The organism is Bordetella sp. 15P40C-2 (assembly GCF_009763235.1).
GTDB lineage: Bacteria > Pseudomonadota > Gammaproteobacteria > Burkholderiales > Burkholderiaceae_B > Bordetella_A.
This window is the reverse complement of the sequence record NZ_WSJA01000003.1, coordinates 192,427-209,913: the sequence shown is the minus strand read 5'-3', so window position 1 is coordinate 209,913 and position 17,487 is coordinate 192,427. Positions and strand designations below refer to the sequence as shown.

The 17,487-nt window shown below is 58.6% G+C and carries 16 protein-coding genes and 1 tRNA gene; 10 read left to right on the top strand and 7 right to left on the bottom strand.

Translation table 11 applies throughout. The annotated features are described in order from the left end of the window. Positions 1 to 18: 18 nt before the first annotated feature. Positions 19 to 1,545, top strand: a complete 1,527-nt coding sequence (locus tag GOQ25_RS03120) for a 3-hydroxyacyl-CoA dehydrogenase (RefSeq protein WP_160348981.1) — start codon at positions 19 to 21, stop codon at positions 1,543 to 1,545. A gap of 121 nt (positions 1,546 to 1,666) precedes the next feature. Here the strand turns inward: GOQ25_RS03120 and GOQ25_RS03115 are convergent, their stop codons facing one another. Further along, positions 1,667 to 2,569: a cytochrome c5 family protein gene (locus GOQ25_RS03115; RefSeq protein WP_160348980.1), complete on the bottom strand. Its 903-nt coding sequence runs from the start codon at positions 2,567 to 2,569 to the stop codon at positions 1,667 to 1,669. 210 nt (positions 2,570 to 2,779) lie between these two features. Here GOQ25_RS03115 and GOQ25_RS03110 point away from each other — a divergent pair. Next, positions 2,780 to 2,854: transfer RNA gene (locus GOQ25_RS03110), tRNA-Arg, on the top strand. Between the two features lie 39 nt (positions 2,855 to 2,893). Here the strand turns inward: GOQ25_RS03110 and GOQ25_RS03105 are convergent. Further along, positions 2,894 to 3,685, bottom strand: a complete 792-nt coding sequence (locus tag GOQ25_RS03105; protein ID WP_160348979.1) for a TetR/AcrR family transcriptional regulator — start codon at positions 3,683 to 3,685, stop codon at positions 2,894 to 2,896. A 231-nt stretch (positions 3,686 to 3,916) separates the two neighbouring features. Here GOQ25_RS03105 and GOQ25_RS03100 point away from each other — a divergent pair, with 231 nt between their 5' ends. Genes GOQ25_RS03100 through GOQ25_RS03070 form a run of 7 tightly spaced genes read left to right on the top strand, consistent with a single transcriptional unit; the run spans position 3,917 to position 11,260 of the window. After that, entirely contained in the window at positions 3,917 to 4,978 is a 1,062-nt protein-coding gene (locus GOQ25_RS03100; protein ID WP_160348978.1) for an ABC transporter ATP-binding protein, read from the top strand. Between the two features lie 51 nt (positions 4,979 to 5,029). After that, the gene (locus GOQ25_RS03095) at positions 5,030 to 6,094 is read left to right on the top strand and encodes an ABC transporter substrate-binding protein (protein ID WP_160348977.1); all 1,065 of its coding nucleotides are present in this window, start codon (positions 5,030 to 5,032) and stop codon (positions 6,092 to 6,094) included. Positions 6,095 to 6,126: 32 nt separating this feature from the next. Then, positions 6,127 to 6,975 (top strand): ABC transporter permease, encoded by an 849-nt coding sequence (locus tag GOQ25_RS03090; RefSeq protein WP_160348976.1) that lies wholly within the window; start codon positions 6,127 to 6,129, stop codon positions 6,973 to 6,975. Then, a complete protein-coding gene (locus GOQ25_RS03085; protein ID WP_160348975.1) occupies positions 6,972 to 7,781 on the top strand; it encodes an ABC transporter permease in 810 nt (269 codons plus the stop codon). The genes GOQ25_RS03090 and GOQ25_RS03085 overlap by 4 nt, the downstream gene beginning before the upstream one ends. Positions 7,782 to 7,800: 19 nt before the next feature. Further along, positions 7,801 to 9,438 carry a class I adenylate-forming enzyme family protein gene (locus GOQ25_RS03080; RefSeq protein WP_160348974.1) on the top strand — a complete coding sequence of 546 codons (1,638 nt, stop codon included), beginning with the start codon at positions 7,801 to 7,803 and terminating at the stop codon, positions 9,436 to 9,438. A 40-nt stretch (positions 9,439 to 9,478) separates the two neighbouring features. Next, entirely contained in the window at positions 9,479 to 10,240 is a 762-nt protein-coding gene (locus tag GOQ25_RS03075) for an enoyl-CoA hydratase/isomerase family protein (RefSeq protein ID WP_160348973.1), read from the top strand. 30 nt (positions 10,241 to 10,270) lie between these two features. After that, complete coding sequence (locus GOQ25_RS03070; protein ID WP_160348972.1) at positions 10,271 to 11,260, top strand: MDR family oxidoreductase; 990 nt, start codon at positions 10,271 to 10,273, stop codon at positions 11,258 to 11,260. A 20-nt stretch (positions 11,261 to 11,280) separates the two neighbouring features. Here GOQ25_RS03070 and GOQ25_RS03065 read toward each other — a convergent pair whose 3' ends face one another. The 3 genes from GOQ25_RS03065 to GOQ25_RS03055 all read right to left on the bottom strand — a co-directional run bounded on the left by GOQ25_RS03065 (position 11,281) and on the right by GOQ25_RS03055 (position 14,011). Then, positions 11,281 to 12,030, bottom strand: coding sequence for an SDR family NAD(P)-dependent oxidoreductase (locus GOQ25_RS03065; protein ID WP_236844464.1), 750 nt, complete (start codon positions 12,028 to 12,030; stop codon positions 11,281 to 11,283). Between the two features lie 90 nt (positions 12,031 to 12,120). Then, complete coding sequence (locus tag GOQ25_RS03060) at positions 12,121 to 12,936, bottom strand: alpha/beta fold hydrolase (protein WP_160348970.1); 816 nt, start codon at positions 12,934 to 12,936, stop codon at positions 12,121 to 12,123. Positions 12,937 to 13,039: 103 nt separating this feature from the next. Then, on the bottom strand, positions 13,040 to 14,011 hold the full coding sequence (locus GOQ25_RS03055) for a tripartite tricarboxylate transporter substrate binding protein (protein ID WP_160348969.1): 972 nt from the start codon (positions 14,009 to 14,011) through the stop codon (positions 13,040 to 13,042). A 114-nt stretch (positions 14,012 to 14,125) separates the two neighbouring features. On the opposite strand from GOQ25_RS03055, the gene GOQ25_RS03050 reads away from it, so the two are divergent. Beyond that, positions 14,126 to 14,869, top strand: a complete 744-nt coding sequence (locus GOQ25_RS03050; RefSeq protein ID WP_160348968.1) for a Crp/Fnr family transcriptional regulator — start codon at positions 14,126 to 14,128, stop codon at positions 14,867 to 14,869. 11 nt (positions 14,870 to 14,880) lie between these two features. Here GOQ25_RS03050 and GOQ25_RS03045 read toward each other — a convergent pair whose 3' ends face one another. Together GOQ25_RS03045 and GOQ25_RS03040 are read right to left on the bottom strand one after the other, a co-directional pair. Beyond that, positions 14,881 to 16,719, bottom strand: coding sequence for a hypothetical protein (locus GOQ25_RS03045; protein WP_160348967.1), 1,839 nt, complete (start codon positions 16,717 to 16,719; stop codon positions 14,881 to 14,883). 78 nt (positions 16,720 to 16,797) lie between these two features. Then, positions 16,798 to 17,262, bottom strand: coding sequence for a type III secretion system chaperone (locus GOQ25_RS03040; protein WP_160348966.1), 465 nt, complete (start codon positions 17,260 to 17,262; stop codon positions 16,798 to 16,800). Between the last annotated feature and the right edge of the window lie 225 nt (positions 17,263 to 17,487).

The following is a 17,487-nucleotide window of genomic DNA, read 5'->3' as shown; positions in this document are numbered from 1 at the left end:
AAACATGGAGAAGATGTGATGACAGCCGATATCCAAACCCTAGCCGTTGTCGGCGCTGGTGCCATGGGCCGCGGCATTGCGCAGATCGCCGCGCAGGCTGGTCTGCAAGTGCGCCTTTACGATACCAACGCTGACGCCGTCGCCGCCGCGCGTGAATCGTTGCGCCAGCTCTGGGAAAAGCTCGCGCAAAAAGGCAAGCTCAGCGCTGCCGACGCCGATGCGGCGCTTGCGCGTGTTGTGCCCGCCGCGAGTCTGCAGGACCTCGCCGATGCACAGCTGGTGGTGGAAGCCATCATTGAACGCCTGGACATCAAGCGCGATCTGTTCAAGCAGCTCGAAGGCATTGTCGGTCCGGACTGCATACTGGCGTCTAACACATCATCTCTGTCTATCACCGCGATCGCTGCGGCATGCGAGCGCCCGCAGCGTGTCGCGGGATTCCATTTCTTTAACCCTGTTGCATTGATGAAGGTCGTCGAAGTCATCGACGGCCTGCGTAGTGACCCGGCAGTGGGCGACACGCTCGCGGCCCTGGCGCGCCGCATGGGCCACACGCCCGTGCGCGCCAAGGACATGCCGGGCTTTATCGTCAATCATGCCGGTCGCGGCATGAATATCGAAGGCCTGCGCGTCGCGCAGGAGTCGGTGGCATCCTTTGCACAGATCGATGCCATCATGCGCGAGCAAGCGGGTTTCCGCATGGGTCCGTTCGAGCTGCTGGACCTCACCGCGTTGGATGTGTCGCACCCGGTGATGGAGTCCATTTATCAGCAGTTCTACGACGAGCCACGCTTCCGTCCGTCGCCCATCACCGCCGTGCGACTGGCTGGTGGCCTGTTGGGTCGCAAATCCGGTGAGGGCTTCTATGCCTATCCGGAAGGCCAAAAGCAAACCCCCGCCGAGCCTGCCGTACCCGCCGCGAAAGCTGGCTTGCAGGTATGGGTGAGCCCGGCTCACGCAGAAGGCCATGCGCGCGCGACGCAACTGCTGCACACGTTGAACGCAAGTGTGGTCGAAGGCGCCACGCCACCCGTCGACGCGCTCATCATCGTCACGCCTTTTGGCGAAGACGTCTCCAGCAGTGTCTATGCACAAGGCCTGGATGCCACGCGTACCGTGGGTTTGGATACCTTGCATGCTTTTGCACCGGGCAAGCGTCGCACTTTGATGCTTTCACCCGCGACGCAGGCCGAATGGCGCGACGCAGCGCACGCCCTGCTCGCCGGTGACGGCGCGCCGGTCACCGTAATTCAGGACTCCGCGGGTTTTGTCGCACAACGCATGGTGGCGGCAATCGTCAACGTTGCCGCGGAAATCGCGCAACAAGGCATCGCCACGCCGTCCGACATCGATCGCGCCGTGACCTTGGGCCTGGGCTATCCCGCAGGTCCCTTGGCGATGGGCGATGCATTAGGGGGCGAGCGCATTTTGGAGATCTTGCGCAATCTGCAACGCGTGACCGGCGATATGCGCTATCGCCCGAGCCTGTGGTTGCAGCGTCGCGTGCAGCTTGGCCTGTCGCTCTTGGCAGAGCCATCCGCGTAAACGCGCCAGGCGCACACGCTGCTCACGACAATACCGCCGGCATGTCCGGCGGTATTTTTTGGAGGCATAAGAAAGGGGGCTGCGCCGCAATCCTGGCTATGCCCCCCCGACCGGCTCCGCTTTACTTCGCAGCGTCCACCATATACTGCACAGCGGCGCGGATCTCATCGTCCGAGGCGTTGGTGGCGCCACCCTTAGGCGGCATGGCGCCTTTACCTTGAATCGCCACCTTCACCATGGCATCCATGCCAGTTTCGATATAAGGCGCCCAGGCGGCTTTGTCGCCGAACTTCGGCGCACCGGCCACACCGGTGCCGTGGCAGGCGAAGCAGGTACTCTTATAAAGCTTCTCGCCGGCTGGATCGATGGCGGCTTGCTTATTCTCGGATTCGTCAGCCTTCACCGGTGCCGGCGCGGCGTTCGAGGGCGGCGCAGCCGCTACGGGTGCTGCGGGATCTTGTCCGGGTTTAGCCGCGGGCTGCGGGGCCTCGGTCTTGGCGGGTGTATCCGCATCCGGCGCGGGCGGTTCATCAAACGATCCGCCCGACTGGTTCGCCATGTAAACCACCGCGCGTGCGACTTCGTAGTCACTCAGCGCGGGGTTGCCGCCCTTCGGTGGCATGGCGCCCTTGCCGTGAATCGCGACGTTCAGCATGGATTCAAAGCCGCTCTTGATGAAGGGCGCCCAAGCAGCTTGATCGCCGACCTTTGGGGCGCCTGCCACGCCTGCCGCGTGGCAGGCCGTACAGACCGTTTGATAAACCTGTTCGCCGGTCTTGAAAACCTTGGGCGCGTTAGCGTCAACCAACTCAAAGCTTGCGACGGGCGCGATGCGTTTGCCGATGGCTTCTTGTGTGAGCGTATCAGAGCCTGCGCCGACCTTGGTGCCTGAGGCCACCATGTTGACCAGCAACAGAATGATGATGATGGGGAGGATAAAAGCCAGCACGACCGTTGTGATCAGCTGCTTAGGGGTTTTGATTGGCGGGGCGTGCTCTTCGTTGTGTTCCTGCTCGTTGCTCATATCCTATATCCTGCAAATCGGGTACCGGGGCGCCTGACGGCGGCAACTGACGACGAATCAACTACTACGCAAGGAATGGTCGCAAAGCAGGACCCACCTCGCAACAAACGCCCGATTATATTACGCGATGCGCGGCAAAACGGGGACGCCAACGGTATTGCGAATACAACGCCGCAAGAGGGCAAAAGTTAGGTACAATACCGCCTCTTTGCGCCCGTAGTTCAATGGATAGAATGAGAGTTTCCGAAGCTCTTGATACAGGTTCGATTCCTGTCGGGCGCGCCACCGAGCACCGTCGCGGTGGCTTCTATACGCGCTAATTGCTCATTTGCCACGTTCTGGCATTTCCCCTGCACTCAACAACGACGCCTTCAGCGTTTGATAGTGCGCCATCTCCGATACTGAATAAGCCGGATTGGACATAATAGGGTGCCACTGTCGCGACAGCGCGAACGAGAGTTCATAAACATCGGCAAACGCCGCGCGCAGCAGCGGGTTCTGGTGCACGAAATATTCTTCCAATGTACCCGTCGTCATGACAATCAACGTGCACAGCGCGCCCTGCAAATAGCGGCTTTCCTCTGTGCTAAATGCCACTTGAAAACGTCGTTCGATGGCTTTCGCGATCCGCACTGCCCAGGCCGCGTTGATCTGGTCACGTAAAACCAGCAGTTCGTTCATGCTCGACGCATAGTAAGAAAATGCCGCAAAGAACGCCGCATTCTTCTCGTAGTGCAGACAGTATCGCAAGTTGGTGTCGAATATCGCTCGGAAGAGATCCCGGTTGCCGCCGTCGCGCTGATCGTTGACGTTCCATGTCTCCAAGAACAACGCGAGCAGAACGTAAATCCCTTCGTTGGTATCGCGAAAGTAGTTGTAGAAGGTACCCCGGGATAAGCCCGTGTCATTCAGCAAATTCTCAACCGTGATCCGGCCCGTGGGCGATTGCTCTATACGCTCCGCGATTTTGCTGAGTATCAAATAGCGGGTCCGCTCCGCTTTACGCAAACGACGATTGACCGCGTGTGATTGCAACATGCCGACGAACGTCGCGGCGTCGTGTCGAACATCGTCTTCAGTAGGGGTTGTCGGGGCAATCGACGAATCGTCTTTCATGCGGACGTCCTGGGAACATGATCTCGGAAACAAGGCAGCAATATATATCCAAATTTAGACAAGATGTTCGGATAAAGCATGTGCTAGGCACCGCATACTAGCGAAAACCCCGAGGTGTCTTGCATTGACCAGAATAATAACTATACATACTATCCAGATCTGACTATGTGTATAGATTTTCTTGCCGACCAAAGGCGATGCGGGCAAACACGGCGATTCGGGTAGACCAATATGATGACCAAAGGCGCACGCGTCAGATTTCAGTCCGTATGCAAAAACTATGGCGATGTGCAGGCGCTGCGTGATTTTTCCTTGGACATCGGCGCGGGCGAATTTCTCACAATCCTCGGGTCGAGCGGATCGGGCAAGAGCACCGTGCTGAACGCTTTGGCGGGATTCTCTCCGGCGAGTTCTGGGGAGATCTACGTCAACGATCAACCCATCACCTATGCCCCGCCAGAAAAGCGCAACATTGGGATGGTGTTTCAGAACTACTCGCTCTTTCCGCACATGAATGTGCTGGAGAACGTGAGCTTTCCGCTGACGATGCGCAAAATGGACAAGCTCCAACGCGAAAAGCTCGCTCGCAAGGCGCTGGACATTGTTCGATTGGGCGACTTTGCCGCGCGTAAACCGAAAGAGCTCTCGGGCGGCCAGCAGCAACGCGTCGCGATTGCCCGCGCTATCGTGTTCTCTCCGTCGCTACTCTTGATGGATGAGCCGCTGGGTGCGTTGGATTTAAAGCTGCGTGAAGCCTTGCAGTTCGAAATCAAAGAGATCCAACATGAATTGAACTGCACCGTGATCTATGTGACGCACGACCAGCGTGAAGCGCTGGCCATGTCGAATCGGATCGCGGTGCTGCGAGCAGGCCAGATAGAGCAAGTCGGTACGCCTGCCGATATTTACGACAAGCCCTGTAATCGCTTCGTGGCGGACTTTATCGGCAATACCAACTTGCTAGCGATCGAGCCCACCGTGGGTGGCGGTATTCGCATTCCTGAGCTTGGCGTCGAACTGCCTGGCGCGACGACGACGCCCGCCGCATCCTTTGTCAGCATCCGGCCAGAGCGCTTTAGCCGCGTGCCACAACCTACCGGGGTTGCCGTGCAAGTGGTGCTGCAGGAAATGATCTTTCTGGGCGATGTCGTCGAATGCTCCGCGGCCACGGTCAGCGGACGGATTATCCACTTTAAAGAATCGCGCCTGGCTGGCGCGGACCGGCTCGAAAGAGGCCAAACCCTCTATTTATCCATCAATCCGGATGACTTGGTGTTCGTCAAGGACGCGTAGTGTGCCTGCATTGATGCCGTCGTTTCACTAGTTCTAGTCCCGAGGTCGCTTATGAAACTCAAACTCTACAGTCGGACATTGTCTTGCGGTGTTCTCGCCGCTATGGCGCTCGGTGCCGGCGTCTCTCATGCCGCCGATCCCGTTGTCTTTGCAAGCTATGGCGGTGTCTGGGCCGACACCATCAAAGAAGTCTGCGGCGTGCCTTTTGAGAAAGAAACCGGTATTCCGGTGCAGACCGTTGCCACCGACAACTCCATCGCGCAGATTCGCATCCAGCAAATGACCAAGAATGTTCAGTGGGATATCGCACCTACTGAAGGCGATGCAGTCGTAATAGCCACGGAGAACGACTGGCTGGAACCGCTGGACTGGAACTACATCGATCCGGACAAAAAAATCTCCGAGGTGGGTCGCATGCCCACTGCTATCGGGGCCGTGGCGTACTCGGTGGCGATTGCCTACCGCACGGATAAGGTCCCCGAAGGAAGAACGTTCTCGGGATGGAAGGATTTCTGGAACGTCAAAGACTTCCCCGGTCCGCGCTCCCTGCGCAACACACCGGTGGAAAATCTGGAATTCGCGCTGATTGCCGATGGCGTCGCCCCTGCGGAAGTCTACGAGGTGCTGGCGACCAAGGAAGGCCAGGATCGCGCGTTCAAGAAAATGGACGAGATCAAGGACCACATCACGGTATGGTGGGCCAGCGGTCAACAGCCGCCTCAAATGCTCGCAACGGGCAACGTTTACTACGCCACCACGTTCAACGGCCGCGTGGCGCCCCTCCAGGCCGAAGGCGTGCCCGTGGACATCAGTTGGGATGGCGCGGCAATCGAGATGAGCAACTACTCCATCCCGAAGCACGCAAAGAACAAAGAAGGCGCGCTGAAATTCATCAAGTTCTGCTGGAATGACCCCGAGCGTCTGGCGCAAATCGCCAAGAAGCTGCCGTACTCGAGCTTTAACGAGGAGATGTACCAGTACCTCGATCCCGAGTACGCCAAAAAGCTACCCACGCATCCCCAGAACGTAGACAAGCAGTTCAACTACAACGCTGAGTTCTGGGCGAAGAACCGCAAGCAGATCCAGGCGCGCTGGGATCGCTGGCGTATGAAGTAATCCCGCCCGCAAAACGAACCGGATAAGTCATTATGGGGAACACGTCCACTTCATTGCTACGGTCAAGCCCGGCGTGGCTGATGGTGCCTGCCTTGCTCGTCATGGCGGTGGGCTTTTTTATTCCGCTAGGCGAGGTCGCGCAATGGGCCTCGACGCTCGATCTATACACGCAATTTTTTGAGCCGGGAGACCCCTATCGACAGATCATGATCGACACGTTCACCCTGTCGATCGGTGTAGCCGTACTGACGGTTGCCTTGGCTTATCCGGTTGCCTTTTATTTGACGCGCATACAAGGAATCGCGCAAAAGCTCTTGCTGATCGCGATACTCACGCCGCTGTGGGTCAGCGTACTGATTCGTACCTATGGCTGGATCGTGGTGTTGGGTCGAACGGGCCTGGTCAATAGCTTTCTGCTGGCGATTCATGCGACGGATGAACCAGTACAGTTGCTCTATACGCGTTTCGCCGTGTATGTCGCGATGATACAGGTGCTCTTGCCGATTGCTGTGCTCATGCTCTATAGCGCCATGGCATCCATTAACGACACCTTCGTCAGGGCGGCGCGCAGTTTGGGCGCGAGTCCCTTCAACGCTTTTCGCCACGTATTTTTCCCAATGACGGCCAACGCTGTGGTTTCCAGCGCGATTCTCGTGTTCGTCTTGTCACTGGGGTTCTTCATTACGCCCGCGCTGGTGGGCGGCCCGAACGATGTGTTGATCTCTAACGTCATCCAGACCCAAGTCAATGAGACCATGGATTGGGAATTGGCCGCGACGCTCAGTGTCATACTGCTGGTCAGTGGCGCGGGATTGGTGGCCCTGCTCGTCACGCTCGTGCGCCGGGCGATGCAATCCGACCTCAGTGGAGGCGTGAAATGAGCCATACACGTTCCTCGCGGAATTGGCTGTTGCCCCTGTACGCCGCTTTCATCCTTCTGTACCTGCTGCTGCCGCTGATCATCGTCATTCCCATGTCGTTCAGCGACACGAGCTATCTGGCTTTTCCCCCAAAAGGGCTGACCTGGCACTGGTACGGCGAGTTTTTCAACTCTGCCGGGTGGATGAGTGCTATGTATCGCAGTTTGTATGTCGCCACCATGTCCGCGATCGTGGCGACCATCGTAGGCACGCTTAGCTCGCTGGTGTTGGCGCGTAGTCGGCGCCGCTGGAGCATCATGATGCGCTGGCTGTTTCTGGGGCCGCAAGTCGTGCCGGTCATCATATTGGCCTTGGGCGTATTGCTGCTCTTTACACGGCTGGAGCTGTATGGGTCGTATACCGGAATCATTATCGCGCACAGCACCCTGGCCCTGCCTTTCGTGATCACGGCCACCATCGGCGTGCTGCAACAGACCGGTGAGTCGATGGAGAAGACCGCCCGCGTGCTAGGCGCGTCGCCGTTCAAAGCGTTCTGGTACGTGACACTGCCCTGCATTGCTCCGTCCGTGTTTGCCGCATTCGTCTTCGCGTTTTTCGTGTCGTTCGACGAACTGGTGATTTCGCTGTTCGTGATGGCGCAGAACGAAACATTGCCCATGCGCATCTGGGCGGATGTTCGGCAAGATTTGTCTCCCGTCGTCGCCGTCGTGGCGACGCTCTTGATCATTGCGACGGCGCTGGTGCTCGTGCCCATCGAACTGTTGCGTCGCAAGAGCGCCCGCGCCGCGGGTTTAACCCCAGAATGATTTAGGTGTTCGAAATATCATGACTGTTACGTATGAGCGATTGATCGAGCAAGCTCGTCGCACTTCTGATTTCGCCAGCCTGTATGAACTAGGCATGCCCCGCACGGTATACGAGGTGCTTCGCTGGACCGCGCGGCAGAACGGCGATCGCGCGGCATGGGCATTCATTGACGAAGGAATCAGCAAAACGTGGAATGAGGTGCTGCAAGCGGTTGATAAAACGGCCAGCGCCCTCTTTCGAGCGGGGGTGAGACCGGCGTCGCATGTCGCGATCATGGTCAACAATATCGAGGCGTTTCCGCTATGTTGGCTGGCATTGGCCAAGATCGGCGCCACGATTGTTCCCATCAACACGGCCTATACCGAACGAGAAGTTGAACACGCGCTGACGCTCTCGGAAAGCCAGTTCATTGTTATCGAGAACGAATTCCTCCCGATATTCGAACAGGTGCAACACTCTCCCGTGGCCGCCGAGAACACATTGGTTGTGGGGGCAGCCGATGTGCGCGCGCCTTATCAATCCTGGGAACGGTTGTTAGAGCAGGCCGACGTGGCACCGATGCCGTGCGAGGTCTCGCCGGATTCGCTGTTGAACATTCAGTTCACGTCAGGCACGACAGGCTTTGCGAAGGGCTGCATGCTGACGCATGAATATTGGCTAGTGTTAGGCCTGGGTTCGTCCGTGCTCTTTGGCGACACCATGACCCGAATCTACATGGGTCAGAGCTTCTACTACATGGTCTCTCAGCGCTTGCTGATGAATGCAATGCTGATGGGCGCCGAGCTCATTATCCCGCGGCGTCCGGGTTCCAAGCGCTTTATGCCGGATGTCATCCAATACGAGTGCGATTACTGCTCCATGTTCGAGATGGCTTACAAGCAGGGTCTGCGCATCGAAGACAAGCGCAACCACTTAAAGCTCGCCACGATCTTCGGCTTTAACCAGGCGGCGGCGCAGAACTTCGAACAGGTGTTCGACACCCAGGTGCAAGAGTTCTACGGGATGACCGAAATCGGCGGCGCGCTGTATATGCCGCGCGATGTGCGCCCAACCGCCTATGCGTCGGGCACATGCGGCGTCGTTGCTCCATTTCGCCAAGTGCGTGTGTGCGATCCGGATGGCAATGAGCTGCCAGATGGAAAAGTCGGCGAACTATGCGTGCGGGGTCCCGGCATCATGCTGGCCTACTACCGAAACGAAGCCGCGACGGCCGACGTTTTCCATGGCGATTGGTTCCGTACGGGCGACCTTTTCGTCAAAGAGCCTAGCGGGCACTATCGCATTGTTGGTCGCAGCAAAGACATGGTTCGACGCAACGGCGAAAACATCCCCGCGCAAGAAGTCGAAGCCGTGATTCGTTCGTTGCCAGAGGTGAGTCAGGCCGCTGTCATTCCCGTCCCTGACGACTATTGCGGCGAAGAAGTCAAAGTCTACATTCAGCTCAACGATGGCGTAACGCAAGCGCAGTTGCCCGTCGAACGATTGATCGAGCACGCGCGCGCCAATATGGCGGCCTTCAAGGTCCCGCGTTATTACACGTACGTCGAACGATTCGAGTTGACGGATTCCCTGCGCGTGCGCAAGAAATCGCTGACCGAGGGCGTTGCCGACTTAAGACTGAACGCCTACGACGCCAAGGATCAGTGCTGGCGTTAAGCCCGGCGCGGCCGTATCGCAACCCTTACCGAGTGGACACATGGAAATTTTAAGAGACACCCAGGGCGCAGTGCGCATCCTTACGATCGCCAACGAACGCATTCACAATGCTTTTGGCGAAGGCATGGCACAGGCGCTGTTGGATGAGTTCGACGCAGCTGACGCCGATCCCGCGATCCGGGCGGTGGTCGTGACCGGCGCGGGGTGGGCGGCGTTTTCCACCGGCCATGACTTGCGTGAGATCGAGAGCGGCGCCTATCTGGAAACGGATCTGGGCGAAAAGCCGTTTCTGCGCCCACTGAGCATGAGCAAACCCGTGATCGCCGCGGTCAATGGCTATTGCTATGCAGCGGCTTTCATTCTGGCCCTGTCCTGCGATATCCGCGTGGCGAGCGAGAACGCGGAGTTCGGCTCTCCTGGCGCACGGCTAGGGATGCTGCCCGAGGGCGGTCAGCTATCGCGGCTTGCGACCTTGCTGCCACGGCCCGCCGCGTTGGAAATGATGATCACCGCCGCGCCGCTGACGGCGCAGGACGCCTACCGTCTGGGCTTTGTGTCACGCGTGGTTCCCAAAGGTCAGGCCTTGGATGCCGCGCTGAAGATGGCCTATCAGATCGCGGCCAATGCACCCGCGGTCGTTACCGCCATCAAAAAGGGCTTGCAGGCCTCTGACCCTACCGACTACGACGCGGCGCTCGAATATGAACACCGCGAAGCCCGGCGCCTGGAGAAGCGTGCCGACGCGAAAGAAGGCGTGAGAGCGTTCTTCGAAAAGCGCGCGCCCAACTTTACTGGTCAGTAACGCCATCCACCTGTTGCAGGAGCACAAACGATGTTCAAGGCTATTCTGGTAGAAAAGGATGACCAAGGCTACCGTGCCGGTTTGCACACGGTCGATCCCACCCGACTTCCCGAAGGCGAGGTTCTGGTGCGGGTGTCACACTCCACCGTGAATTACAAAGATGCGCTCGCCATCACCGGCCGTGCACCGGTGGTGCGTAGCTTTCCCATGGTGCCAGGTATCGATTTCGTGGGCACTGTGGAACAAAGCAGTGACCCGGACTTCAAGCCGGGCGATGCGGTGGTGCTCAATGGCTGGGGAGTAGGCGAAACCCATTGGGGCGGGTTGGCACAGTTTGCCCGCGTGAAAAGCCAGTGGCTCATTCGTCTGCCGGAGGGCTTGCAGCCGGAGCAGTCAATGGCGATCGGTACGGCCGGTTATACCGCCATGCTCTGCGTGATGGCATTGCAACGTCATGGTTTAACGCCGCAGTCCGGTGATATTCTGGTCACGGGCGCGGCGGGCGGTGTGGGCTCTATCGCTGTAGCATTGCTGTCGTCGTTGGGCTACCGGGTGGTCGCCTCCACGGGTCGTGCCGAAGAATCGAACTATCTGCAATCGCTGGGCGCGGCGGAGATCATCGATCGAAAAACCTTGAGCGAACCCGGCAAGCCTCTTGGTAAAGAGCGATGGGCGGGCGCCGTGGATAGCGTGGGCAGCCACACGCTGGCGAATGTCTGCGCGGGCACCCGTTACCGAGGCGTCGTCGCTGCCTGCGGACTGGCGCAAGGGATGGATTTTCCCGCCACCGTCGCCCCATTCATTCTGCGTAACGTCACCCTCGCCGGTATTGATAGCGTCATGTGTCCGACGCGGGACCGCCAGGAAGCGTGGAATCGTCTGGCCAAGGAGTTGGATATCAACAAGCTCGCGCTTATCGGTTCACGCACGATAGGCTTGAGCGACGTCGTGGCCGTCGCCGAGCAGCTGCTTGCTGGTCAGATCAGAGGCCGCCTCGTGGTCGACGTTAATCGCGACTAATGTGGACTGCGGGTTCTCGTCTAATAAGCCGAGAACCCACCATTGGCCGCGATGGCTTCGCCAGTGATCATGCGCGATTCATCGCTGGCCAAGAACAGCGCGATGTTGGCGATATCTACGGGATCGCCTTCACGGAAGGGATAGCGGGCCACTAGCTCCTCGGAGGCGGCTCCTCCCGCGTCCTGGTTCTGCAGAATCCGTTCCGTCCGAATGCGTCCCGCGCAGATGGCGTTGACGCGCACGCCTTGCTGCGCGTACTGCGCGGCCAAGGCCCGCGTTAAAGCAATTACCGCGCCCTTGGCCGCCGTATAGGCGTGGCCTCCAAACGTTCCTTTCAGACCAGCGCCCGACGACATATTGACCACCGTGCCACCACCGGCGGCGACGATCGCTGGAATGGCATGCCGGCAGCTCAGCATGGTGCCGTTCAGATCGAGTTGCAGCGTACGTTCCCACAACGCTAAATCGACTCGATCCACCGCGGTGTCGCCTTTGCGAGAGCCGCCGGCACAGTTGAACAGCACATCGATTTGCCCCAGTGACGCAACGGCATGGCCGACCGCGATCCGCATACTCTCGTCATTGGTGACATCGACGACAACCGCGACGGCACGCCCGCCGTTGGCAACAATCTCCCGGGCAAGGTGGTCAATGCCGTCGGCTTTCTGATCGAGCAGCGCGACCGCTGCCCCTTCCTGCGCAAACCGCAGCGCGGCGGCGCGGCCGATTCCTCCCGCAGCGCCAGTAATCAGCGCATGGCGCCTCGACAATCTGCCTCCCGCATTATGCGAAGCCTTATTCCTCTGCAATACGGGAGCATTCATCCTCGCTGCCTCACTGTCTCGGGTTACGACCGAACATCAGGGCCAGGCCGGCCCGCCGTGACGGGCCAGAAAGCTGCGCAGATCCGCCACGCAACGATCCGGCAGATATTCACAGACGCTATGCCTTTCGCCTTCATACACGATAATCTCCGCTTGCTTCAGATTGTCGCGCATGGGCTGGTAGGCATCCATTCCGCCGATACGGCCAGCCCCCGGGATCACTACCAGCGTTGGGCATGTGATGCGATGCAGCTGATCGCCCCATTCCTGCTGCGCCATGTAGCCGACAAAGCGCGCAATGTATGCCATATCATGATTGGATAGATCATCCAGAAACTGCTCGCACTGGGGCGTGCCCACCAGTTCGGGCGGAAAACGGTCGTCTATCGTATCTGCGAGGAACTGACGCAAGCCGATCTTCGAGACGCGCTCAATCCACGTAGAAGCCTGACTATTGCGCAGCCCCGGGGCCGAGCCGAACAGCGCCAGGCTCGCCACCCGGTGCGGATGTTGCATTGCCAGATGCTGGCCGACGTAGCCACCCGCCGAATTACCCGCAACGTGGACCACATCGCAGCCCAGATGATCGATCAAGGCCAGGATGTCGTCCGTCAGCACCTGCAGATCCAACGGCTTATCGGCAGGTGGCACTTCTGAGAGGCCATGGCCGCGCAGGTCGGCACGCACAACGCGGAAGTGTCGGGAAAGACCCGGCACCCAAGGCGAAAAGCGCCGCGCATTGGCCATGGCTCCGTGCAACAGCAGGAGGGTAGGTGCCTGACGCCACGGATCCGTGAAGTCATCCAGGTAGTAGCTCAGGCGCACGCCATTGCGCTCATAGTAGTACTGCATGTATGTCCCTTTGAAGTGTGTGCCTGGCTTGGCCGCGGGCCAAGCCGGGATCGAGGCAAGATCGACCGTCAGGCAAACGATGGGTTTAGGGCTTGAAGCGCCCTTACTCCAATCGGATATCGGCTTCTTTAACGAACTTCTTCCAGTCCTCGATCATTTGACGCATTTGCGCGGTGTGGGCCGCCTCGTCGTTGCCGATCAAGGTCAGACCCAGATCTTTGGTCCGCTGCTGCAAGGCGGGGTCGCGCAAAGCGTTGGTGAAGTATTCATTCAGCTTCACGACGGCTTGATCCGGTGTCTTGGCGGGTGCGTAAATACCCCAGTACGTGTCGGCATTCACGCCTTGAACGCCGCGTGAACCAAAGGTCGGCACCTCGGGCAGCAGCGGACTGGGCGTCTCGCCCGTAATTGCCAGCGCGCGCAGGCGGCCCGATTGAATATGCGGCAGGCCGGTGGTCGTGCCGCCAAAGTAGATCTGCACCTGCCCGCCCAGCAAGGCCTGCATTGCCGGCGCCACCCCTTGATAGGGCACATGCACAATATCGAGGCCGGTGGCGCGGCGGAACATCTCACCGGCCATGTGCGTGGATGTGCCGTAGCCGCCCGAGGCGAAATTCAGCGTGCCAGGTTTTTCTTTCGCTAACGCGATCAACTCTTCCAGGGTGTTAGCGGGCACCGACGGATGGACCAGTAGCACCAGCGGTGCGCGAGCCAGCATCGTCACGCCACGAAAGTCCTTTGCCGTGTCATAGGGCAGATCCTTCAAGAGCGATGGGTTGACCAGAATGGACAAATCGCCGCCGAGGACGGTGTATCCGTCCGGCGCGGACTGCACCACATTCGAGGTCCCGATGACCGAAGCGCCGCCCGGGCGATTGTCCACGATCACCGACTGGCCCGCCGCGTCCGCTACCGGTTTCTGCAACATGCGCACCAGCACGTCGGTGGTGCCACCGGCCGGGTAGGGCACCACGACTTTTATCGGTCGTTCCGGAAACGAGTCTGCCAGGGAGGGCGCCGTGGCTCCCACGGCGGTCGTTGCGAGTAGGGCTGCCAACAATCGTCTGATCTTCATATGGACCTCGTTCGAAAGGATCGTGTGCGCGTATTCTAGGGATGAGGCGACACTCGCGAATATGACCTACATTACAATTTGCGAACTCCCTCCCGCCATTGCTGTGATCGCGTCATGAGCCCGGCCCACAAATCGACCGTCCTTACGCCTTGCGATGCACCATTCGCATTGGAGTTGTTACGCGCGAACCCGTGTTTTGGCCAGATGACACCCGTGGTGCAAAGCGCTTTTGCCGATATCGCGCAGTGGCGGCGGCTTCAACATGGAGAACTGCTCGCGGGCCGGGGAACTCCCGCGCCCGGCGTCGCGCTTATTCTGAAGGGTGCCATCCATACCAGCTCTTATTCTGACGACGGCCATGAGTTCGCCTTGTCGATGCTGGAATTCGATGGGATTTGGGGCGTGGCCGCCGTGCTCGATGGCGAAGGGATGTTGCGCGATAGCCGGGCCTATCAAGAAACCGACCTATTACTGCTGCCGCGCGAGGAATTCATGACGATCGTCCGACGCGAGCCAGAGCTCTACGTGCATTTCGTCAAGTTGTTGTGCCGGCGCGTCCGCACAGCGCACGCCATCATAGACGAGTTGGCGCTGCGCAATCTGCCCCAGCGGCTGCCACGTCTGTTGGTGGCGTTGACCTCCGGACATGGTTGCACGGCCGAGGGCATTGCCGTGGCGCAAACCCAAGACGCGCTCGCGACGTTGTTGGGTGTCTCGCGCGCCGCCGTCAATCGAGAGCTTAAGCAGTTGGCCGGCTGTGGGCTGATTGCATTGGGATATGGCGAAATCTGGATCCGTGATCTCGACGGGTTAAAGCGCCGCTGGCAAGAGGCCTCCTGCGCGATTGTGGCGGATTAACCCGCAAACGCTTATGCCCATATCTCGGTTGCGGGCACCGCATTCGCTGGAGCTGCGGAAGTCAGACTCATTGCAGTTGCTGCAAAGGCGCGCCAGGCATTGCTCACATAGTTCGCAGTTCCAATACTGACGTTAGAGGCATGATCTCGCAATGCCTCTACCACGCTACCTGCCTCGGGCAACGGATTGCCAACGGTAGCCACGCCCGCTTGAACCAAAGAGGCGGCATATCCTGCTGTGTTGTACGCCATATTGCCGACGGCGCCCGCCGTGTTGTAGGCGACGTTTCCCACAGCCCCGGCCGCATTGTACGCCGCAGCCCCAACCGTCGTGGTGGCGTTGTACGCCGTGCTCAAGGCATATTCGGAAACTATCTGGCGTAGTGCTGTGGTGTCGCCGGATTGGAGAGCCGCACTGTCGTGCATTCCGCGCACCAATGCCACGTATTCCGGATTGTCCCGTTTGTTGAAGTCACCTTGGTCGATATAAGGTTTGAGATGAGCGATGGCCAACCGTACGGTGATCAGTGGGGTCGCTCGCGACACCCAGCTCTGTTCCTCCGGCACACCGTCGTTTGCATTGGTCGCTTGCTTGTCGACTTGCGCGAGCAGCAACTTTTCCAGGCTACCCCAACCGTACTCGGCAACATACGTGCCAATGATGTTAGCCGGGATCATGCCGTTATCTGAACGCAGCCGAGCTGCCAGCATGCTCGCCCCCAAGCTGAGTAACCCCTCGTCGAGACGATATCCGAGCATGGCGTAGCCATCCAGCTTCAACGGGATTTGTTTAAACAGAGCATCTAGCGCACCGGATACTCTTTCTTCATTCGTTTTATCCGGATTCGATACCAGTAAGTCCTTCGCCACCTTTAGCAAGTCAGCCAGGTTTTTAGCGTCTTCGTAGGTTTTCTTGGCCTGGGCTACTTCGTGCAAAGATGCGTCGACCTTTCGCGCTGTCATCTCTGCATCGGACGCGCTAGCCTGACCTGCTGATTCGTCGTCGGCATTCAAGTGTTTCACATCACCTTGGAACATCTCCTCCGCGCCCGCAAGATCACGATAAGCCAAGTCTGCCTGATGCTGCGCATAGTCCACGGTGAGGTCGAGCACTTTCGTGAGAAATTCCTCATCAATGAGTGCTTTGTTGGGTGTATACGCCAGGAGCGCCTTCGCACAGTTTGCTTCGTTGGTCAGATAGGAGTGCAGGCAGCCCGCAGCCAGCTTCAATTCGGGTGTTGCCGGTGCGGTGAGCCTCGGATTATCAATGCTCGCTCGGGTCAGCACGCGTTGCACAAGACTTGATGCCGTGCGGACACCCGCCAGGATGAGCTTGTCTTTAAAGCTCGACCCCAGTTTGTCCACGCCGGCCTGTGCCTCGATTTGAGCGTGGATCGCGTCCCAGCCGTGCTCTTTGATATATACGCCCATAAACTGCTGCAGAGCCTGCTTCCCTATGTACTCTTTCGCTAGCTCGGCTGCGAACGTCGGGACCGAGTTCAGCATGGAGGCGGGGATAACCTCATTGCTGGCTTGGTCACGCAAGGCGCATTGAACGAGGTGCTGTACGCTCTGCGAAAAAGCGGTGTCATCGTTGCTGAAGAGCACGTTGTTGGCATGGAGAACAAAATCTTCTCCGTCGATGCCAAGTGCAGCTTGTGCGCTGTGCTGAGACATTTCCAGGCCTAGTTGTGTGGCACGATGCAGCACATTTTCGGCGAGGGTATTGCGGTTGATACTGCCGCCGGTGATGCGGGAAACCAAGCTGTTTAACAGATCGGAAGACTCGAGAACGGCGAAGGCGGCGGCGTTGACTGCGAGGGCGGCGGAATGAGTGAGCGAAATATTCATCGTTTTCAAATAACTAGTTGCGACTGCGTGCGCTCGACAACGGACTGGGCTGATCAGCTCAGCGCTGGTATGACGACATTAGTTGCGAGCGTTCATCATCGTGGGCGCCATGCTGAGGGCCGCATGGGCAATTTTCTTTTCCCAATCGTCTAATAGCTCGGGCAGGTAGGCCGTCCACCGTATGGACTGATTGACCACTGACTCCAGCTGTTTTATGGCCGTCGCTGTATCGAGTTCACCAAGCGCTATCGTCTTAAACAAAATGATTTCTTCATTTTGCGGCGCAAAACCGAACATGCAGCCATCGGTCGCGGTGCCGAACATATGGGCTTGTAAGAGCATCGCGAAGAACGCGTCGCGCTGAACGGTTGGCGCGCGTCCAGCGATGCAATACACCTGCGCAACGGCTTGCGCCTTGTCGTACTCAATGTTGATGGTGACCCGATTGTCGAATTCGATAGAGCATGCCCCGGCCTTGACGGCGTCGGCCAGGTTCAAGCGCTGGTCTAGTTTCAAGGCTACAAGAAATTCTTCAAATTTCATGGTCACTCCACACGAAAAAGTTTGGGTTTCGGTGCAAGGGCCGAATCGCTAAGGCACATTCGGAGGCCCGACAATGTTGCGTGCTGCTACCGCCCAGTTAGTGACGACAGTAAGAGGGAGGTTCCGTGAGAGTGTGAATTTAAATATCATCGCTCGTGGCCGGCGTAACGCGTTTGCACTGCATGGCACGCATGATTGGAAACGCATCGGTGAGAACGTCGACTC